We start from the raw sequence: 16,569 nt of genomic DNA, 5'->3' as shown, positions 1-16,569 counted from the left end.
GCGTGACCAAAGCAGTAATCGCGATAGCGGGCTCGTCTGGCTTGATCGGCTCCGCGCTGACAGCGGCATTGCGCGCGGCCGCCCACCCGGTGCTCCGTATCGTGCGCCGCACACCGGCCAATTCCGAAGAACTGCACTGGAATCCCGAAAGCGGTGAGTTCGACTCGCACGCGCTCACCGATGTCGACGCTGTCGTGAACCTCTGTGGCGTCAGCATCGGCCAGCGCCGTTGGTCGGGGGCGTTTAAGCAGAGCCTGCGAGACAGCCGGATCACTCCCACCGAGGTCCTGTCCGCAGCCGTGGCCGAAGCGGGCGTCGGTACGCTGATCAATGCCAGTGCGGTGGGCTACTACGGGAACAGCAAGAACCGGGTGGTCGACGAGAAAGACGCAGCGGGCGACGGCTTCCTGGCTCAGCTGTGCGTGGACTGGGAAGCGGCCACGCAGCCGGCCAAACGCGCCGGAACCCGTGTGGTGTTGGCACGCACCGGGCTCGTGCTGGCTCCGACAGGCGGTGCGCTACGCCGGATGCGTCCGCTGTTCTTGGTGGGCCTGGGTGCGCGCCTGGGCAGCGGACGTCAGTACATGTCGTGGGTCAGCCTCGAGGATGAGGTTCGGGCGTTGCTGTTCGCCATCTCCGAAACCAGCTTGTCCGGCCCGGTGAACATCACCGGGCCGGCGCCGGTCACCAACGCCGAGTTCACCAGCGCATTCGGCCGCGCGGTCAACCGGCCAACCCCATTCGCACTGCCGAGCATTGCAGTTCGGGCTGCCCTCGGCGAGTTCGCCGACGAGGGCTTACTCGTGGGCCAGCGCGCGATCCCAGCCGCGCTGGAGCGTGCCGGCTTCAGATTTCACCACAACACAATTGGCGAAGCATTCGACTATGCCACCGCACGGCCCGATCAGTAGTAGACCTATTCGCACCGGCGCCGCATCGACGACCGCTAGCAGGCCTCTAGCCGAACCCGACGGGCAGATCGTTGGGGCACATGGCGCCCGCGACCCGCAGCGTTCGGCCAGCTCACGGGTAAACTGGCCGTCGTGACGGGTTCCATCCGGTCGAGCCCGGCCGCGGTCGATGTTAGACAGCTGGGAAGAATCGACTACCGTGCCGCCTGGCAGCTGCAGCGACGCCTAGCCGATGCCAGAGTCGCTGGCGGTCCCGACACATTGCTGCTGCTGGAACACCCCGCGGTCTATACAGCTGGACGGCGCACCCAACCAAACGAACGACCGACCGACCGCACCCCTGTGGTTGACACCGACCGGGGCGGCAAGATCACCTGGCACGGTCCCGGACAGTTGGTCGGCTACCCCATCATCGGACTGAGCGAACCTCTCGACGTCGTCAACTACGTTCGGCGGCTCGAAGAATCACTGATGAAAGTCTGCGGCGATGCTGGCCTGCGCACCTGTCGAGTCGACGGCAGATCGGGAGTGTGGGTGCCAGATAGCGCCGACCGACCGGCACGCAAAGTTGCCGCAATCGGCGTCCGGGTGGCACGAGCGACCACCCTGCACGGATTTGCGCTCAACTGCGATTGCGACCTGGACATGTTCGCCAGCATCGTGCCGTGCGGCATCACCGATGCCGGGGTCACGTCGTTGTCCGCCGAACTGGGACACACAGTTGCCGTCGACGAAATCCGGTCGGCGGTCGCCGATGCCGTCTGCGATGCCCTGGACGGCCTCCTGCCAGTCCGCGAGCATTCCCCTGGCCGCGTAGCATCAGCGATGTGACGGTCACACCCGAACCTGATGTCACCAACCCCGCTGCCCCGGCGGGGCGGCGCTTGCTGCGCCTAGAGGTGCGCAATGCGCAAACACCAATCGAGCGCAAGCCGCCGTGGATCAAAACCAGGGTTCGGATGGGACCCGAGTACACCCAGCTGAAGAGCCTGGTCCGGCGTGAGGGGCTGCATACGGTCTGCGAAGAGGCAGGTTGCCCTAATATCTTCGAGTGCTGGGAAGACCGAGAAGCTACATTTCTGATCGGCGGCGACCAGTGCACCCGACGCTGCGACTTCTGCCAAATTGACACCGGTAAGCCCGCGGCGCTGGATCCTGACGAACCACGGCGGGTCGCCGAAAGCGTGCAAACAATGGGACTGCGCTACGCCACCATCACCGGTGTCGCACGCGACGACCTTCCTGACGGTGGCGCCTGGCTCTACGCAGCAACGGTATCCGCCATCAAAAAACAGAACCCGCAGACCGGTGTCGAGGTGTTGATCCCCGACTTCAATGGCGAGCCCGGCCGACTCGCCACGGTCTTCGAATCCCGCCCGGAAGTGTTGGCGCACAATGTTGAAACCGTTCCCCGCATCTTCAAACGGATCCGCCCCGCTTTCGAGTACCAGCGCAGTCTGCGCGTACTCATCGCGGCGCGCGAATCCGGGTTGGTCACCAAGAGCAACCTCATCCTGGGCTTGGGCGAAACCCCCGACGAGATACACACCGCCCTAACAGACCTGAGAGTCGCTGGCTGCGACATCGTCACCGTCACCCAATACCTGCGCCCGTCACCTCGTCACCACCCCGTCGAGCGCTGGGTGCGTCCCGAGGAGTTCGTCGAGTACGCTCAATTCGCCCAAGAGCTGGGCTTCACTGGGGTCCTGGCCGGGCCGCTGGTGCGGTCGTCCTATCGAGCGCGCCGGCTCTACGAGCAAGCTTGTGTCTCTCGGACCTCGGCCTCGCTTTAGGCGGCGATTACGTATCCTGGTTGACTATGGCTAAACCCCGAAGCGCCGCCGAAAAAAAGGCTGCCAGGGCGCAAGCAAAGGCAGCTCGCAAGGCGGCCGGTCGCCAGCGCCGCACTCAGCTGTGGCAGGCGTTCAACATGCAGCGCAAAGAGGACAAGCGGCTGCTGCCGTACATGATCGGCGCTTTCGCGCTAATCGTGGGCGTGTCGGTAGCGGTCGGGCTCTGGGCCGGTGGGTTCACCATGATCACGATGATCCCGTTGGGCGTCCTGCTTGGCGCCTTGGTCGCCTTCATCATCTTCGGTCGCCGCGCACAGCGAGCGGTCTACCGCAAAGCCGAGGGCCAAACCGGCGCTGCCGCTTGGGCCCTGGAAAACCTGCGCGGCAAGTGGCGGGTGAGCCCAGGTGTCGCAGCCACCGGCCACTTCGATTCCGTACATCGGGTGATCGGCCGGCCCGGTGTGATCTTCGTCGCCGAGGGATCGGCAGCCCGGGTCAAACCACTGTTGGCCCAGGAGAAAAAGCGCACCGCGCGGCTAGTCGGCGACGTACCGATCTATGACATCATCGTCGGCAACGGCGACGATGAGGTTCCACTAGCCAAGTTGGAGCGTCACCTCACCCGACTACCAACCAACATCACCGTCAAACAGATGGACACTCTAGAGTCACGCCTGGCGGCACTGAGTTCGCGCGCCGGGGCCAGCATCATGCCCAAAGGACCGCTGCCCACCGCCGCCAAGATGCGAGGTGTCCAACGCACTGTGCGCCGCAAGTAGCACGGTCAAAACTTCAGCGGCGAACCACGGCTGTCCTGGTCAGCTGGTCGTGCAGCCCACGTCCGTCCGAATCTGTGAACAGCGGCGGGACCACCAACCCGATCAGGAGGCCGCGGCCAAGCAGACGGCCAATCCCCACACTGGGCTGTCCGTCCACCGTGACCACCGCCAGCCCCATCGCCAGCTGGCCTGGCGTAAATCCAAACAGGCGTACCGCCACGACACCGAGCACCAACCAGATCACCAGGACCGCCGTCGAAAGCATCACCTGAGACACCACGCCGACCCGCAGGCCCAGGAGCGCCAGGCCATAGGCCACCAGCCAGTCGATCAGCAGCGCTACCAGCCTCCGCCCCATTGGAGCCATTGAACCCTGTCCGATCTGGGGTAGGCCAAGTGATGCGCCAGGGTACTCGGTGGGCGATTCCGCGGTCATCGGCCCGCACCGGCCAGGTGGCACCATCTCCGACCAGACAAGCGGCACAATAACCCGCGAAACCCCGACTGCCGACCAGATACCATCTTGCGGGCCATGGCTTCACAATAGGGCCCCAGGGGCATCCCGGGTCTACGTACAGGGGCTGTGGTCACGTAACGTCTGCGCAACACGCGGTTGACTGACGGGCAATAACGGCTCCCTAGCGTCGGCCGCGAATCACCAAGTAAAGGAGCATTCTGTGACGGATAAGACGCCCGACGACGTCTTCAAACTCGCCAAGGACGAGAGCGTCGAATTTGTCGATGTCCGGTTCTGCGACCTGCCCGGCATCATGCAGCACTTCACGATTCCGGTTTCGTTCTTCGATAAGAGCGTGTTCGAGGAAGGCTTGGCCTTTGACGGCTCGTCGATTCGCGGGTTCCAGTCCATCCACGAGTCTGACATGCTGCTACTTCCCGACCCTGAAACCGCCCAAATCGACCAGTTCCGTGCGGCGAAGACGCTCAATCTGAACTTCTTCGTCCACGATCCCTTCACCCTCGAGCCATACTCGCGCGACCCGCGCAACATCGCGCGCAAGGCCGAAAAGTACCTGGTCAGCACAGGTATCGCCGATACCGCCTACTTCGGCGCGGAGGCAGAGTTCTACATCTTCGACTCGGTGAGCTTCGACTCCAGCACCAACGGCTCGTTCTACGAGGTGGACTCGATCGAGGGGTGTTGGAACACGGGCGCGGCCACGGAGTCTGACGGCAGCCCCAACCGCGGATACAAGGTCCGCGCGAAGGGCGGCTACTTTCCGGTAGCCCCCACCGATCACTACGTCGATCTGCGCGACTCAATGCTCACCAACCTGATCAAGGCCGGCTTCAGCCTGGAGAAAGGCCACCACGAGGTGGGCACGGGCGGACAGGCCGAAATCAACTACAAGTTCAACACTCTGCTACACGCCGCCGACGACATGCAGCTGTACAAATACATCGTCAAACAAACCGCATGGCAGGCCGGCAAGACGGTGACGTTTATGCCCAAGCCCCTGTTCGGCGACAACGGCTCCGGTATGCACACCCACCAGTCGCTCTGGAAAGCCGGCAGCCCGCTGATGTACGACGAGACTGGGTATGCAGGTTTGTCGGACACCGCCCGCCATTACATCGGCGGCCTGTTACACCACGCGCCGTCGCTGCTAGCCTTCACCAACCCGACGGTGAACTCCTACAAGCGACTGGTTCCTGGCTTCGAGGCGCCGATCAACCTGGTCTACAGTCAGCGCAACCGGTCGGCATGCGTGCGCATCCCGATCACCGGTAGCAACCCGAAAGCCAAGCGGCTCGAGTTCCGCTGCCCAGACTCGTCGGGCAACCCGTACCTGGCGTTCGCGGCGATGCTGATGGCCGGTCTTGATGGCATCAAGAACAAGATCGAGCCGCAGGCACCGGTCGACAAAGACCTCTACGAACTTCCCCCGGAAGAGGCAGCCAACATACCGCAAGCTCCCACCCAGCTGGCCGCGGTGATCGACCGCCTCGAAGCGGACCACGAATACCTCACCGAGGGCGGCGTATTCACGTCCGACTTGATCGAGACGTGGATTAGCTTTAAGCGGGAGAAGGAGATCGAGCCGATCAACGTCCGGCCGCACCCGTACGAGTTCGCGCTCTACTACGACGTGTGATCCGGGCTTCCACCCGGGACTGCGTAAATATGCGTCGGCGAGCCGCCGCGTCCGTAGTCCGTCGCTCGTAGCTCCTCGAATACGGTTGTCCGCTCGGCGATTGGCCCTTCAATCGCCGAGCGGACAAAATTCGTCGACGTCAGTGCCCAGCCCTGCAGGATCTGCGTACTCTCACCGCTCTGGCGAACCCAACCACGCCCGCACAGCCACCGCCCACGGGCAACGGCTGTGATCCGAAGACCCGCGGGGCCAGTCCGACTCCTGACCGTCACGTGACAATGGGCGAATCGCCGGACATTAGGCGACGCACCTGGCTCCCCCGACGCTGTCCGTCAAGCCGTTTTGTAAGCCCCTTCTGCGCTTCCACCGCCAGCTTGAAGACGCTGTCCAGGCAGCCGCCCCGACCACGCAACACGAACCGGCTTTGCGCCCGGCAGCAACCGTCCCGATCGTCGCGGCCGCATGCCGCTGCACGCCTCGAACGCAACCTCGAACGCACCGCGAAGTGATTTCGAGTTGCACACGATATGAGAACCTTAGATAGCCCCGGAAAAATGCGGCCACCCGACATATTAGGCGATATTCAATCGAGATAAAGGCCCAGAAAAATCGGTATATAGCCGTCGGAGAGGGATATATTTTACGCGATATAAAATAGCAAGACAGACCCGATTTGGACAATCGTTTTGCATAATTCCGCACGCCTAGTCAAACAACCCAATCCGCACGATTAACAATCAAATCTGCCAATAATTTTCCCTCGAGTAAACCTAACTTACGATTCATATATCGTTAACCGGAGGGTCACGCCTCGACACCTTCGGCGCCATGACTGTGAGGTTTGCTACCCTATTTTTCGGGCCCTGTTGGCACGCGGTTCGGCTATACTGGGCGGCATGACTGAAAGCTCTCGAACGTGGATTCATAATTCAAACTTTTTCCCTTTTTCCAGGCAATCCGCTAAGCGCGACGAATCCGTACCGATCCGCCAATCGCATCGCAAAATACGGCCAACCCTATCCCCACTTCCTGTAGCATTAACAGCAGCAACATTGTTGAGCAGTACCGCATTTAAATCCCGCGTGACGCGCGCAGATTCAGAATCATACTTTGATCCCGCATTACCAGCCCCCAGGGGAAAGGTTCTTATTACCGGCGCCAGCTCCGGTCTGGGCGCTGGAATGGCTCGAATATTCGCTTCCAAAGGCTATCATTTGGCGTTATGCGCCCGCCGTGTCGATCGACTGGAAGAGCTGAAAACTGAGCTTACACAACTCTACCCCGGCACGGTTATCGCTGTCGCGGGTTTAGACGTCAACGACCACGACGAGATACCAAAAGTATTTACCGAACTGAACGATGAAATTGGCGGAATAAACAGGATTATCGTTAACGCTGGCGTAAATAGACGAGCATTATTGGGATCTGGCAATGTGGTAGCCAACAAGGAAACACTCGAAACCAACCTTGTTGCCGCGCTCGTGCAAATCGAAGCTGCGCTAGGGATATTTTCCGAAGTCAATAAAGGCCATCTAGTGCTGATATCTTCGGTTACCCGCGTCAGGGGTGTACCCGGCAGGGATGCCGCTTACGCGGCCAGCAAGGCAGGGCTAAGTTCACTTGGCGAGTCCTTGCTTTCCGAATACGCTGGAACGCCGATCAAAATATCGGTTATTGAGCCGGGGTACATCGAGTCAGAGCTCCTTGATAGCAGCAATGGTGGCACCATGCTCATGACAAAGAACACCGATGGCGCCAAAGCTCTTGTTGACGCCATCGAAGCACAGCCAGCACGCGCAGTCGTACCACGGTGGCCCTGGATATTTCTTATGCAGGTAATGCGGCTGATGCCACGACGCCTCTTCGCGAAAATCGAACGTAAGCAGCTGATTTGATCACAGCATGACGGTCGCATCAAGCGTGCACGCCACTAGCACGTGTTAGACAGCTGTCTAACACGTGCTAGGCAGGCGTCCGGCGCAGCGGTGAAGCCGGCCGAGTTCGAACATTCTGTGGCCACCAGAACCAACGCCCCAAAAGTGCTGCGATCGATGGCGTCATAAATGCCCGCACCACGAGCGTGTCGAACAATAGCCCGAGGCAAATGGTCGTGCCGATCTGCCCGATGATGCGCAGATCGCCAACCAGCATCGACCCCATGGTGAATGCGAATACCAGACCAGCTGAAGTCACCACCGAACCTGAACCAGCCATTGCCCGAATGATACCGGTATTTAATCCGGCACCAATTTCTTCTTTGAAGCGGGACACCAGCAGAAGATTATAGTCGGAGCCCACTGCTAATAGTATTATCAGCGACATCGCCAGCACCATCCAATGCAATTCGATGCCGAGAATGTGCTGCCAGATCAGCACAGAAAGTCCAATTGATGTGCCCAGCGATACCACGACAGTACCGACGATCGTAGCCGCAGCAATAATACTACGTGTAATGATCAGCATAATGATAAAGATCAGCGTAAGCGCGGATATTCCAGCGATCATCAAGTCCCACGTAGAGCCGTCCCGCATATCTTTGTAGGTCGCGGCGGTGCCAGCCAGTTCTATCTTGGCCCCTTGCAATGGAGTGCCCTTGATAGCTTCCTTGGCGGCACTCTTGATGGCGTCAACGTGGGATATTCCCTCGGCGCTAGCGGGATCGCCTTCGTGGGAGATGATGAACCGAACGGCTTTGCCATCAGGCGATACGAACATCTTTAGGCCACGCTTGAAATCGGGATTCTTAAAAACATCAGGTGGCAGGTAGAAGGTATCGTCGTTCTTAGCGGCGTCAAATGCCCGACCCATTGCGGTTGCATCGTTCTGCATGGCGCCCATCTGGTCCATCAGCCCCGAAAATGTGCTATGCATCTTCAGCATCGTTGTCCGCATCGTCTTCATGGTCCCGATCATCGGCGGCAGAAGCGTCAGCATCTGCGGCATTGCGTGTTTCAGGTTTCCCATATCCCCCGTGAGACCAGCGAGGTTATTGCTGAGAGCATCTACAGTATCGAGGCTGGCCAGCATGGAACGAAGTTGCGAGCAATCGGAGGCACTGAAACATTGCGGTTCAGCGGAGCTACCGTCCCTCTCTGGACCAAAGAACTTCTTCAAATCCGCGACATAAGACTTTAGTTCCTTGGTTTGTGTTGCCGTTTGCCTAGTTTTGCCGACGATCGATTGGGTTGTGCCATTGAGCTTTCGCAAAAGCGCCGACATCTTTTCCATGCTGTCGATCATCCGCTGCATGCCATCGCTCATTTTCAACATGTCAGCCATACGTTCTTTCATATAGCTCATATTCTCAAACTGCGTAACCCCCATCATGCTGATCTGAAACGGCAAAGATGTATGCTCGATCGGGCTCCCCAAAGGCCTTGTAATAGTTTGCACCCGCGCAATACCGGGAACATGGAAAACATATTTGGCTATTTTGTCGATGATGAGCATATCCGCGGGATTGCGCAGGTCATGGTCGGTTTCGACCAATAGTAATTCGGGATTCATCCGAGCCGGCGAGAAATGTCGGTCGGCAGCCGCATATCCAACGTTAGCCGGGATTTCAGCCGGCACGTAGTTCTTATCGTTGTAATTCTGCTGGTAGCCAGGCAGCGCGATCAAGCCGACGACCGAGATGACACATGTTGCCGCCAGAATCAGCCCGGGCCACCGAACGACTGCAACGCCGGCGCGGCGCCAGCCACGACTCTTGATCATCCGCTTCGGCTCAAAAAGACCGAAACGACTGCCGATGGCGATCATGCCAGCACCCATGGTGAGTGCCACCACAACGACCACGACCATCCCTGTTGCCAACGGGACACCCATAGTTTGGAAGTAAGGCAACCGGGTGAAGCTTAGGCAGAATGCGGCACCGGCAATAGTCAACCCAGAACCCAAAATAACGTGGGCGGTTCCACCGTACATGGTGTGGTAGGCAGTCTCGACATCTTCGCCGGCTTGGCGCGCCTCTTGATAGCGGCCAATGAGGAAGATCGCATAGTCAGTTCCAGCGGCCATCGCCAGGGCGACGATTAGGTTGACCGCGAACGTCGACAAGCCGATCACGTTGAAATGCGCAAGAAACGCGACAACTCCCCGCGCAGAAGACAGCTCCAGCCCCACCATGACAAGGGCAAGGATCATGGTGACGACAGATCTGAAGACCAAGAGCAGCATGGCCATGATCACCAAGCCAGTGACAACGGTGATGAGCAGAATGCTTCGGTCGCCGCTTTCGTTCATATCTGCGACGAGAACCACGGGGCCAGTTACATAGGCCTTCACGCCCGGCGGCGCCGGGGTGTTGTCCACAATATGCTTGACCGCATCGACTGACTCATTGGCTAGCGACTCCCCCTGGTCACCCGCCAGAAATACCTGCACATACGCGGCCTTGCCGTCGACGCTTTGCGCTCCTCCTGCAGTGAGCGGATCCCCCCAGAAGTCCTGGACGTGCGTTATGTGTTTGGTGTCTCGATCAAGCTTCTTGATCAGTTCGTCGTAGAAACGATGGGCACCGTCGTCCAGAGGCCTATCACCTTCCAGAACGATCATCGCGGCACTGTCCGAGTCGAACTCTTTGAACACCTGGCCGATGTGTTTCATCGCTCGTAGCGAAGGCGCATCGCTTGGGCTGATGGATACCGAATTCGCTTTTCCTGCCGCTTCTAGTTGCGGCACAACGACATTGAGGATGGCAGTAATCACCACCCAGAACAATACGATGGGAACGGCGTACTGCCTGGTGGTGCGCGAAGCAAAAGAGGGCTTTGATTCCTTGCCGCTCATGCCGACTTCACTTGGCAGAAGGTCTGGGCGCTCACTCCGCTTTTCTTCCGCTCGTCCTTAGCTTGTCCGTCGACGATAATGCGACAGCCAATAGAGTTACTGTCGCCCTGCGCCACGATGTTCGACAAGACCGCGGGCGCGGTCGTCGTCAATGTAATCGACCACGGTAACGGAGTGTTGTCCACGGTGTGCAGCTCTGCATTTAGATCCAGGTAGTTGATAGTCGCCACAGCACCAGGGGGACCGAAGATCTCATAGGTCACATGCTTGGGGTTGAATGGAGCAATGCGATCGGCCGTCGGACTGGTCACCGACGTAGCGTCTTGGGCACCGAAGTACGCACGAACTCGGGACACGGTGAATCCAGCGATAGCCACCACAACCACGATGATGAACGGCATCCACGTCTTTTTGATAATTCTGATCACTGTTAGTCCCCCTTGAGCTGCGCTAAACGCATAATCGGGCTCCGCGGCATTTTAACCATCTACTCATTGGTAGCTCTATGTGAGATGAATAATCATGTTTGCGTAATGTGACAGGTTTATCACGATCGCCATGAACGCGCACTCCCGATATCTCAGTATGAGACACGGCGACTAGACGCCTTCCGCGTCAGGGCACGTCAAACGAAAGAATATGAGGCAACGAACCCTGGGCATTGCTGGATGCTGTTCTCGATCTTAGCCCAGCGACGCATTTCAACGATATGCAATATCGTGTGCGAAAAGATATGCAATATCGTGTGCGAAAAGTCACACCCATCCAGCTTGGACAGCTACTTCCCGCCGATGATAGGTTCTGCAGCAGGGCGATTCGGACCATATCGGCCCGGCGCGGCATCGAAGCTGAGCTGATTGCCGGGTTCGGCCGGCACGGCAATTACGAGCTGTAATTTACGCGATCTTCAAGCTAATGTCATCCACAGTCGTAATAGCCGCGTCTGTTTCCATGTCGAATTTATACTCTAGTGTACGGGGCTACTAATCATGTTGAACTTATTGGGCAGCGAGACCGATCACGACCAACATTGGATCCGTAATTCCAAGTTTGCTATCTTTGTTATCAAGTTAATTGCACGTGCACACACATGGCTGTACCGGCGTACTAATGGCAAAGTTGGCGCCAAGCTGCTGTGGCTTCCCTCAGCAGTCATTCCGGTGGCATTGCTAACCACTACTGGACGCAAGACCGGTCTGCCACGTACCACTCCGATGCTCCATCTTCGTGACGGCGACCGGGTTATTTTTCCGGCCTCGTTCATGGGCAGGGAGAAAAACCCTTTGTGGTATAACAACATTCGGGCAAATCCGAAGGTAGAGGTGCAAACCGGCTCCGAACGCCGGCCGCTCGTTGCCCGCGATGCCGATGCAGAGGAGCACGGTCGTGTCCGGGATCCGGTGTAAATAGGGAGCACGCGCGTAGGTTCCGCTTCACGACCTGCAAGTCTGCGAAGAAGGAGTCACGCTCGTGCCTGTCCGCGTATCAGCGACCGACCGTATCCGCACCAAAATCGACGCCCTGTTCGCCGAGGATCGGGAACTGCCTGAAATCCTTGAAGAAATCGCCCGCCTCGGCGCCCAGCTACTGATGCAGGCGGCCCTGGAGGCTGAGGTCACCGAGTTCCTCGGTCGTGAACGCTACCAACGTACCGCCGCCTGTGCCGACGCTAACGGCGGTTCGCGCAACGGATATCGGCCGGTGACCATCAAGACCACCACAGGTGCGGTCACCTTGGAGCGGCCGAAACTGCGTGGCACCATGCAAGCGTTCGCCTCTCGGCTGTTCGGTAAGCATGTGACGAAAACCAACGCCCTGGAAACGCTGGTGATCGCCTCGTTCATCCGCGGCCTGTCCGTCCGGGATGTCAAGGCCACCCTCGCTGAAGCGCTCGGCGATCAGGCGGCGATCTCCAAGTCCGCGGTTTCGGAAGTCTGTAAGGCGATCCGGGCCGAATACCAGGCGTGGGCTCGTCGCCCACTCGGTGAGATCGCTCTGGACTACCTGTTTTTGGACGCCAGTTTCTTTCGGATGCATCCCGGGTCGCCGGCCGAGCCTGTGCTCGCCGCCTGGGGCGTCACCACCGAGGGCAAACCCGTGTTCGTCGGATTGTCACCCGGGACCGGAGAGTCCACCGACGCGTGGTCCGACTTCCTGACCGACCTGCGCGAACGCGGTCTTGCCACTCCGCTGCTGATCGTCTCTGACGGCGCCAAGGGACTGATCGCAGCCATCGAACAAATCTACCCAAAAGCGTTGCGCCAGAGATGTCTTATTCATCGCCTTCGCAACGTGCTTGCGAAGATCCCCACCGGGATGCAAGTCGAGGTCCGTGACAGATACTGGGCGATTTTTGATACCACCGGCCTGGGTATCGAGCCGGGACCGCAGCTGGTTGAGATCGTCGACAAGCGGATCGAGGCGTTCGCCGCTAAATACTCCGACCTCTACCCGGCGGCTATGCGGATCCTGCTCACCGACAAAGCAGGGCTGACCGCCTATCTGCGGTTTCCGGTTGAACACCATGGCCGCGTTCGGCACTCAAATTTCATTGAGCGCTCCTTTGGAGAAACTAAGCGACGGACCAAGGTCATTGGCCGATTCCCCGGCGAGACCAGCGCCATCAGCCTGGTGTGGGCCGTGCTCGACCGCGCCTCGGCCGGTTGGCGCGGCCTCACCATGACACCGGTCGGCACCCGACTGCTGCAAGACCTACGCCGATCCCTGCTCGACTCACCCCGCCAACTGCGACCGCCTCAAAGTCAAGCACCTACCGGCCAGGCAGATCCCGTCTCCGCCACGGCGTAGCGAGGCGCACGCACGCGTGACGACGCCCACCCGGTCCCAGTAAGGGGAGGTGAGGGAAACCGTTTGCCACGGCGGCGTGGCCGTGGTCGATAGCCTGCACAATGTGGATCTGAATGGGATGACAGCGGTGGTGACCGGCGCAGCTAGTGGCATCGGGCGCGCGTTGGCGCATGCACTGGCCGACCGTGGAGCCAACCTCGTGCTCGCCGACATCGACACCGTCACATTGAGCGAAGTTTCGCAGTCACTGGGGGCACAAGCGGTTCCCACTGACGTTGCCATGCCGGATGCGGTCGAATCGCTCGCTGAAGCCGCCGGCGACGCCCGGGTCGTGTGCCTGAACGCCGGAATCACCGGTAGGAGCTTTGGTGCTCCGTGGGAAGTGGCCGCTCCTGACTGGAACAGGGTGTTCGCGGTCAACGTCGGTGGCGTTGTCAACGGCTTGCGTGCGTTCGTACCCAGACTGCTGGCCGCGAACCAGCCCGCGCACATCCTGATCACCGGCTCATTGGCTGGGGTGCTGACCTTTCCCAGCGGCGGCGCTTACGGACCCTCCAAGCACGCCGTCGTGGCCGTGGCCGAACACACCGCGCTGGCACTGGCCGACACGCCGATCGGCGTGAGCATGATCTGCCCCGCCCTGGTCTCGACAGGCATGTCCACCGACGGCATCGACCCCGCCGAGGTCGCTGCACAGGCGCTGGCCACTATCGACCGCGGAATCTTCGCTGCGGTCCCACCCGACTGGCAGCGCACCCTCATCACCGCGGCATCGCGTCGCGCCACTGGTCAGCGTCCCGAATCGCCTGCGGTCGCCACCTCGACCACGCAGAAACAACCACCAGCGCCCTCATAGCCCAAACATCGCCGGCGCACGAACCACGACCGGCCCGTACAACCCCCAACCCGCGAATCGACCTGCCGCCGAACCAGACGCCCGTATGCTAACAGCGGAGCGAAACTGGCCCTGCCTTTTACACCGGCATCTGGACGCAGCCGAGGAGCACCGTTTCTACTGGCCGCAGTTCCTGCGGATGTACCCGCAATACCATGGCTATCAAGAAGCTACGAACCGGGTGATCCCACTGGTAATCTGCGAGCCCTACGATCTAGCCAGCTAATACCGCTGGCGCGGGAGTTCTGTCGACTGTTCGAGCGCGCCGGTCCCCGTCTCGCATCTGTCAACGGCAAGTGAAAACTGATCAGGTTTCGGCAATCGAAAATTGACCAGCTTGGTTTCATTGGTCCTCGGCTGTGGTGGTGTGGCCGAGGTCTCGGTCTTTGATGCGGTAGCTGTCTCCTTTGAGGGCGATGACTTCGGCGTGATGGACGAGTCGGTCGATCATGGCGGCGGCGACTACGTCGTCGCCGAACACTTCGCCCCACCGCCCGAAGGGCTTATTCGAGGTGACGATGAGACTGGCCCGTTCGTAACGCGACGACACGAGTTGGAAGAACAGATTGGCGGCTTCGGGTTCAAACGGGATGTAGCCGACTTCATCGACAACCAGCAGGGGGTAGCGGGCCAGCCGCGCCAATTCGGCTTGCAGGGTGCTGTTGTGATGGGCGCGAGCAAGACGATCAACCCATTGCGAAGCGGTCGCGAACGCAACGCGGTGACCTGCTTGACAAGCGCGCATCGCAATCCCGATCGCCAGGTGGGTCTTGCCGGTCCCTGGTGGGCCGAGGAACACCACGTTGTCTTTAGCGGTGACGAAGTCCAGGGTGCCCAGATGGGCGATGATGTCGCGTTTGAGACCGCGGGCATGATCGAAGTCGAACTCTTCCAACGATTTACGTGATGGGAAGCGGGCAGCGCGGATGCGCCCTTCGCCGCCGTGAGATTCCCGAGCCGACACCTCACGCTGCAGACACGCCGCGAGGAATTCTTCATAGCTCCACGCTTCGGTTCGGGCGCGCTCAGCGAGACGTTCGATGGCCTCACGCAGCGTCGGGGCTTTCAACACCCGGGTCAGATACGCCAGCTCGGCGGTGACATCACGGCTGCTGGTCGCGGTCTTGGCAGCCATCACGCCACCGGCCCGTCAAGGCCCAACAAGGCGTCGTAATCAGCGAGACGGCGTTGTTCGACCTCCACGTGATGCGGTGGACCAACAACCTCGAGCCGTTTGCGCCGCAGCAGTTTCGCGGCCTGGACATGTTCGGGATCGCTGATCGTTTGATGTTTGGCCCAGATCCGGTCGTGGTCGGCGACCAGCGTGCCGTCACACCAGACCCGCACCCGGTTTAGATCTGCGATGATCTCGATACGGCGGCCGATCGCGGCCGGATGCACCGAGTAATCGTTGCTGTCGAGGCGCACGTAATGATCGCGAGGCAACCGCGTTGAGCGTCGCCATCCGATGCTGGGCCCAACCGGCGGCAATGCCAGCATCGCTGCGGTATCGGCGGCGATGCGATCTGCTGGCCGGCATCCCAGCACCCGATGCTGGCGGTGGTTGGCCCCCACCAGCCAGGCCTGCAACTGGATGTTGAAATCGGCTGGGGAGCCAAACACCCGCCCCGGCAAAAACGCCCGCTCCAAATAGTCATGGAACCGTTCAACCAGACCCTTGGCCTCAGGATCAGCGGGTTTACAGATCCCTACCGTGGTGGCCAAGGTCCCGCGGAAAGCCTGACATGCCGGGGTCAACTCTGGTCGGCGTGCCCGCCACCGCCCGACCGCGCCCTCACCATCCCACACCAACACCCGTGGAACCGCACCCAACGTCGAAAGATGCTGCCACCAACCGGCATACAAGTCTTCGGCAGCGCGTGTCGGAATCAACAGCGCCGAAGCCCACCGTGAATACCCACACACCATGGTCAACACCGGTAACGTCGCCGCCCTACGAACCTGGCCATACCCCACCGGCACCACAACATCGGGAAACCAGAAGTCACACTGCCCGACCTCACCGGCCACATACGTCGTCCGTGACACCGGATCCGGCGCCAAATACAGTGGCCGTAACTCACGCACCCGCCCACTCAGTGTGCGGATCGAATACGACCAACCGATCCGCTCAGCAATCACCGTCGCCGGCATCCGCGGATAGGCCGCCAACAACTCCCGAATCCGCGGCTCGGCCTCATCAGCAACAGAACCCCTCACCGCACGCCGATACTTCGGCGGCCCATCAGAAGCCAACGCCGACTTCACCGTATTCCGCGAAATACCCATCACCCGCGCAATCTCGGCAATCGGCAACTGCTCCGACCGGCGCAACCGGCGAATCTCAGCCCAATCCTCCACGTTCAACACCTGCCTCCTCCTTGACACATAGCCAAGGCACTCTAGGAAGCTGGTCAATTTTCAATTGCCGCCCACTGGTCAGTATTCAGTTGCCGCCGACAGCATCAAACACCAATG

15 protein-coding genes are annotated in these 16,569 nt (G+C 60.0%); 10 read left to right on the top strand and 5 right to left on the bottom strand.

Features of this window, described 5'->3' with window-relative positions:
- The first annotated feature begins 2 nt into the window (after positions 1–2).
- From ACO07W_RS00245 to ACO07W_RS00230, 4 genes are all read left to right on the top strand, one after another.
- Positions 3–911: a TIGR01777 family oxidoreductase gene (locus tag ACO07W_RS00245; RefSeq protein WP_421840006.1), complete on the top strand. Its 909-nt coding sequence runs from the start codon at positions 3–5 to the stop codon at positions 909–911.
- 132 nt (positions 912–1,043) lie between these two features.
- Positions 1,044–1,742 (top strand): lipoyl(octanoyl) transferase LipB, encoded by a 699-nt coding sequence (gene lipB, locus ACO07W_RS00240; protein ID WP_421840005.1) that lies wholly within the window; start codon positions 1,044–1,046, stop codon positions 1,740–1,742.
- On the top strand, positions 1,739–2,704 hold the full coding sequence (lipA, locus tag ACO07W_RS00235) for a lipoyl synthase (RefSeq protein WP_421840004.1): 966 nt from the start codon (positions 1,739–1,741) through the stop codon (positions 2,702–2,704). Before lipB ends, lipA begins: the two co-directional genes overlap by 4 nt.
- 26 nt (positions 2,705–2,730) lie before the next feature.
- Positions 2,731–3,483: a DUF4191 domain-containing protein gene (locus ACO07W_RS00230; RefSeq protein ID WP_421840003.1), complete on the top strand. Its 753-nt coding sequence runs from the start codon at positions 2,731–2,733 to the stop codon at positions 3,481–3,483.
- A 13-nt stretch (positions 3,484–3,496) separates the two neighbouring features.
- Here the strand turns inward: ACO07W_RS00230 and ACO07W_RS00225 are convergent, their stop codons facing one another.
- On the bottom strand, positions 3,497–3,919 hold the full coding sequence (locus ACO07W_RS00225; protein ID WP_421840002.1) for an RDD family protein: 423 nt from the start codon (positions 3,917–3,919) through the stop codon (positions 3,497–3,499).
- Between the two features lie 241 nt (positions 3,920–4,160).
- On the opposite strand from ACO07W_RS00225, the gene glnA reads away from it, so the two are divergent.
- Entirely contained in the window at positions 4,161–5,597 is a 1,437-nt protein-coding gene (gene glnA / locus ACO07W_RS00220; RefSeq protein ID WP_421840001.1) for a type I glutamate--ammonia ligase, read from the top strand.
- 1,082 nt (positions 5,598–6,679) lie between these two features.
- Entirely contained in the window at positions 6,680–7,492 is an 813-nt protein-coding gene (locus ACO07W_RS00215; protein WP_421840075.1) for an SDR family oxidoreductase, read from the top strand.
- Positions 7,493–7,559: 67 nt separating this feature from the next.
- Here the strand turns inward: ACO07W_RS00215 and ACO07W_RS00210 are convergent, their stop codons facing one another.
- Positions 7,560–10,388 carry an RND family transporter gene (locus tag ACO07W_RS00210; protein WP_421840000.1) on the bottom strand — a complete coding sequence of 943 codons (2,829 nt, stop codon included), beginning with the start codon at positions 10,386–10,388 and terminating at the stop codon, positions 7,560–7,562.
- Positions 10,385–10,789, bottom strand: coding sequence for an MmpS family transport accessory protein (locus ACO07W_RS00205; RefSeq protein ID WP_421839999.1), 405 nt, complete (start codon positions 10,787–10,789; stop codon positions 10,385–10,387). The genes ACO07W_RS00210 and ACO07W_RS00205 overlap by 4 nt, the downstream gene beginning before the upstream one ends.
- 588 nt (positions 10,790–11,377) lie before the next feature.
- Between ACO07W_RS00205 and ACO07W_RS00200 the strand changes: the two genes are divergently transcribed.
- The 4 genes from ACO07W_RS00200 (at position 11,378) to ACO07W_RS00185 (ending at position 14,317) form a co-directional block, all read left to right on the top strand.
- Entirely contained in the window at positions 11,378–11,794 is a 417-nt protein-coding gene (locus ACO07W_RS00200; RefSeq protein ID WP_421839998.1) for a nitroreductase/quinone reductase family protein, read from the top strand.
- 64 nt (positions 11,795–11,858) lie between these two features.
- Complete coding sequence (locus ACO07W_RS00195) at positions 11,859–13,196, top strand: IS256 family transposase (protein ID WP_421839997.1); 1,338 nt, start codon at positions 11,859–11,861, stop codon at positions 13,194–13,196.
- Positions 13,197–13,245: 49 nt separating this feature from the next.
- On the top strand, positions 13,246–14,052 hold the full coding sequence (locus tag ACO07W_RS00190) for an SDR family NAD(P)-dependent oxidoreductase (protein ID WP_421839996.1): 807 nt from the start codon (positions 13,246–13,248) through the stop codon (positions 14,050–14,052).
- Positions 13,982–14,317, top strand: a complete 336-nt coding sequence (locus tag ACO07W_RS00185; RefSeq protein ID WP_421840074.1) for a nitroreductase/quinone reductase family protein — start codon at positions 13,982–13,984, stop codon at positions 14,315–14,317. Before ACO07W_RS00190 ends, ACO07W_RS00185 begins: the two co-directional genes overlap by 71 nt.
- 117 nt (positions 14,318–14,434) lie before the next feature.
- Here the strand turns inward: ACO07W_RS00185 and istB are convergent, their stop codons facing one another.
- Together istB and istA are read right to left on the bottom strand one after the other, a co-directional pair.
- Positions 14,435–15,226 (bottom strand): IS21-like element helper ATPase IstB, encoded by a 792-nt coding sequence (gene istB / locus ACO07W_RS00180; RefSeq protein ID WP_421839995.1) that lies wholly within the window; start codon positions 15,224–15,226, stop codon positions 14,435–14,437.
- On the bottom strand, positions 15,226–16,461 hold the full coding sequence (gene istA, locus ACO07W_RS00175) for an IS21 family transposase (protein ID WP_421839994.1): 1,236 nt from the start codon (positions 16,459–16,461) through the stop codon (positions 15,226–15,228). Before istA ends, istB begins: the two co-directional genes overlap by 1 nt.
- Positions 16,462–16,569: the final 108 nt, after the last annotated feature.

The organism is Mycobacterium sp., from assembly GCF_965230835.1.
In the GTDB taxonomy this organism is placed as follows: domain Bacteria; phylum Actinomycetota; class Actinomycetes; order Mycobacteriales; family Mycobacteriaceae; genus Mycobacterium.
Note: the sequence above shows the minus strand (reverse complement) of the source record. Positions and strands in the feature narration are given on the sequence as shown.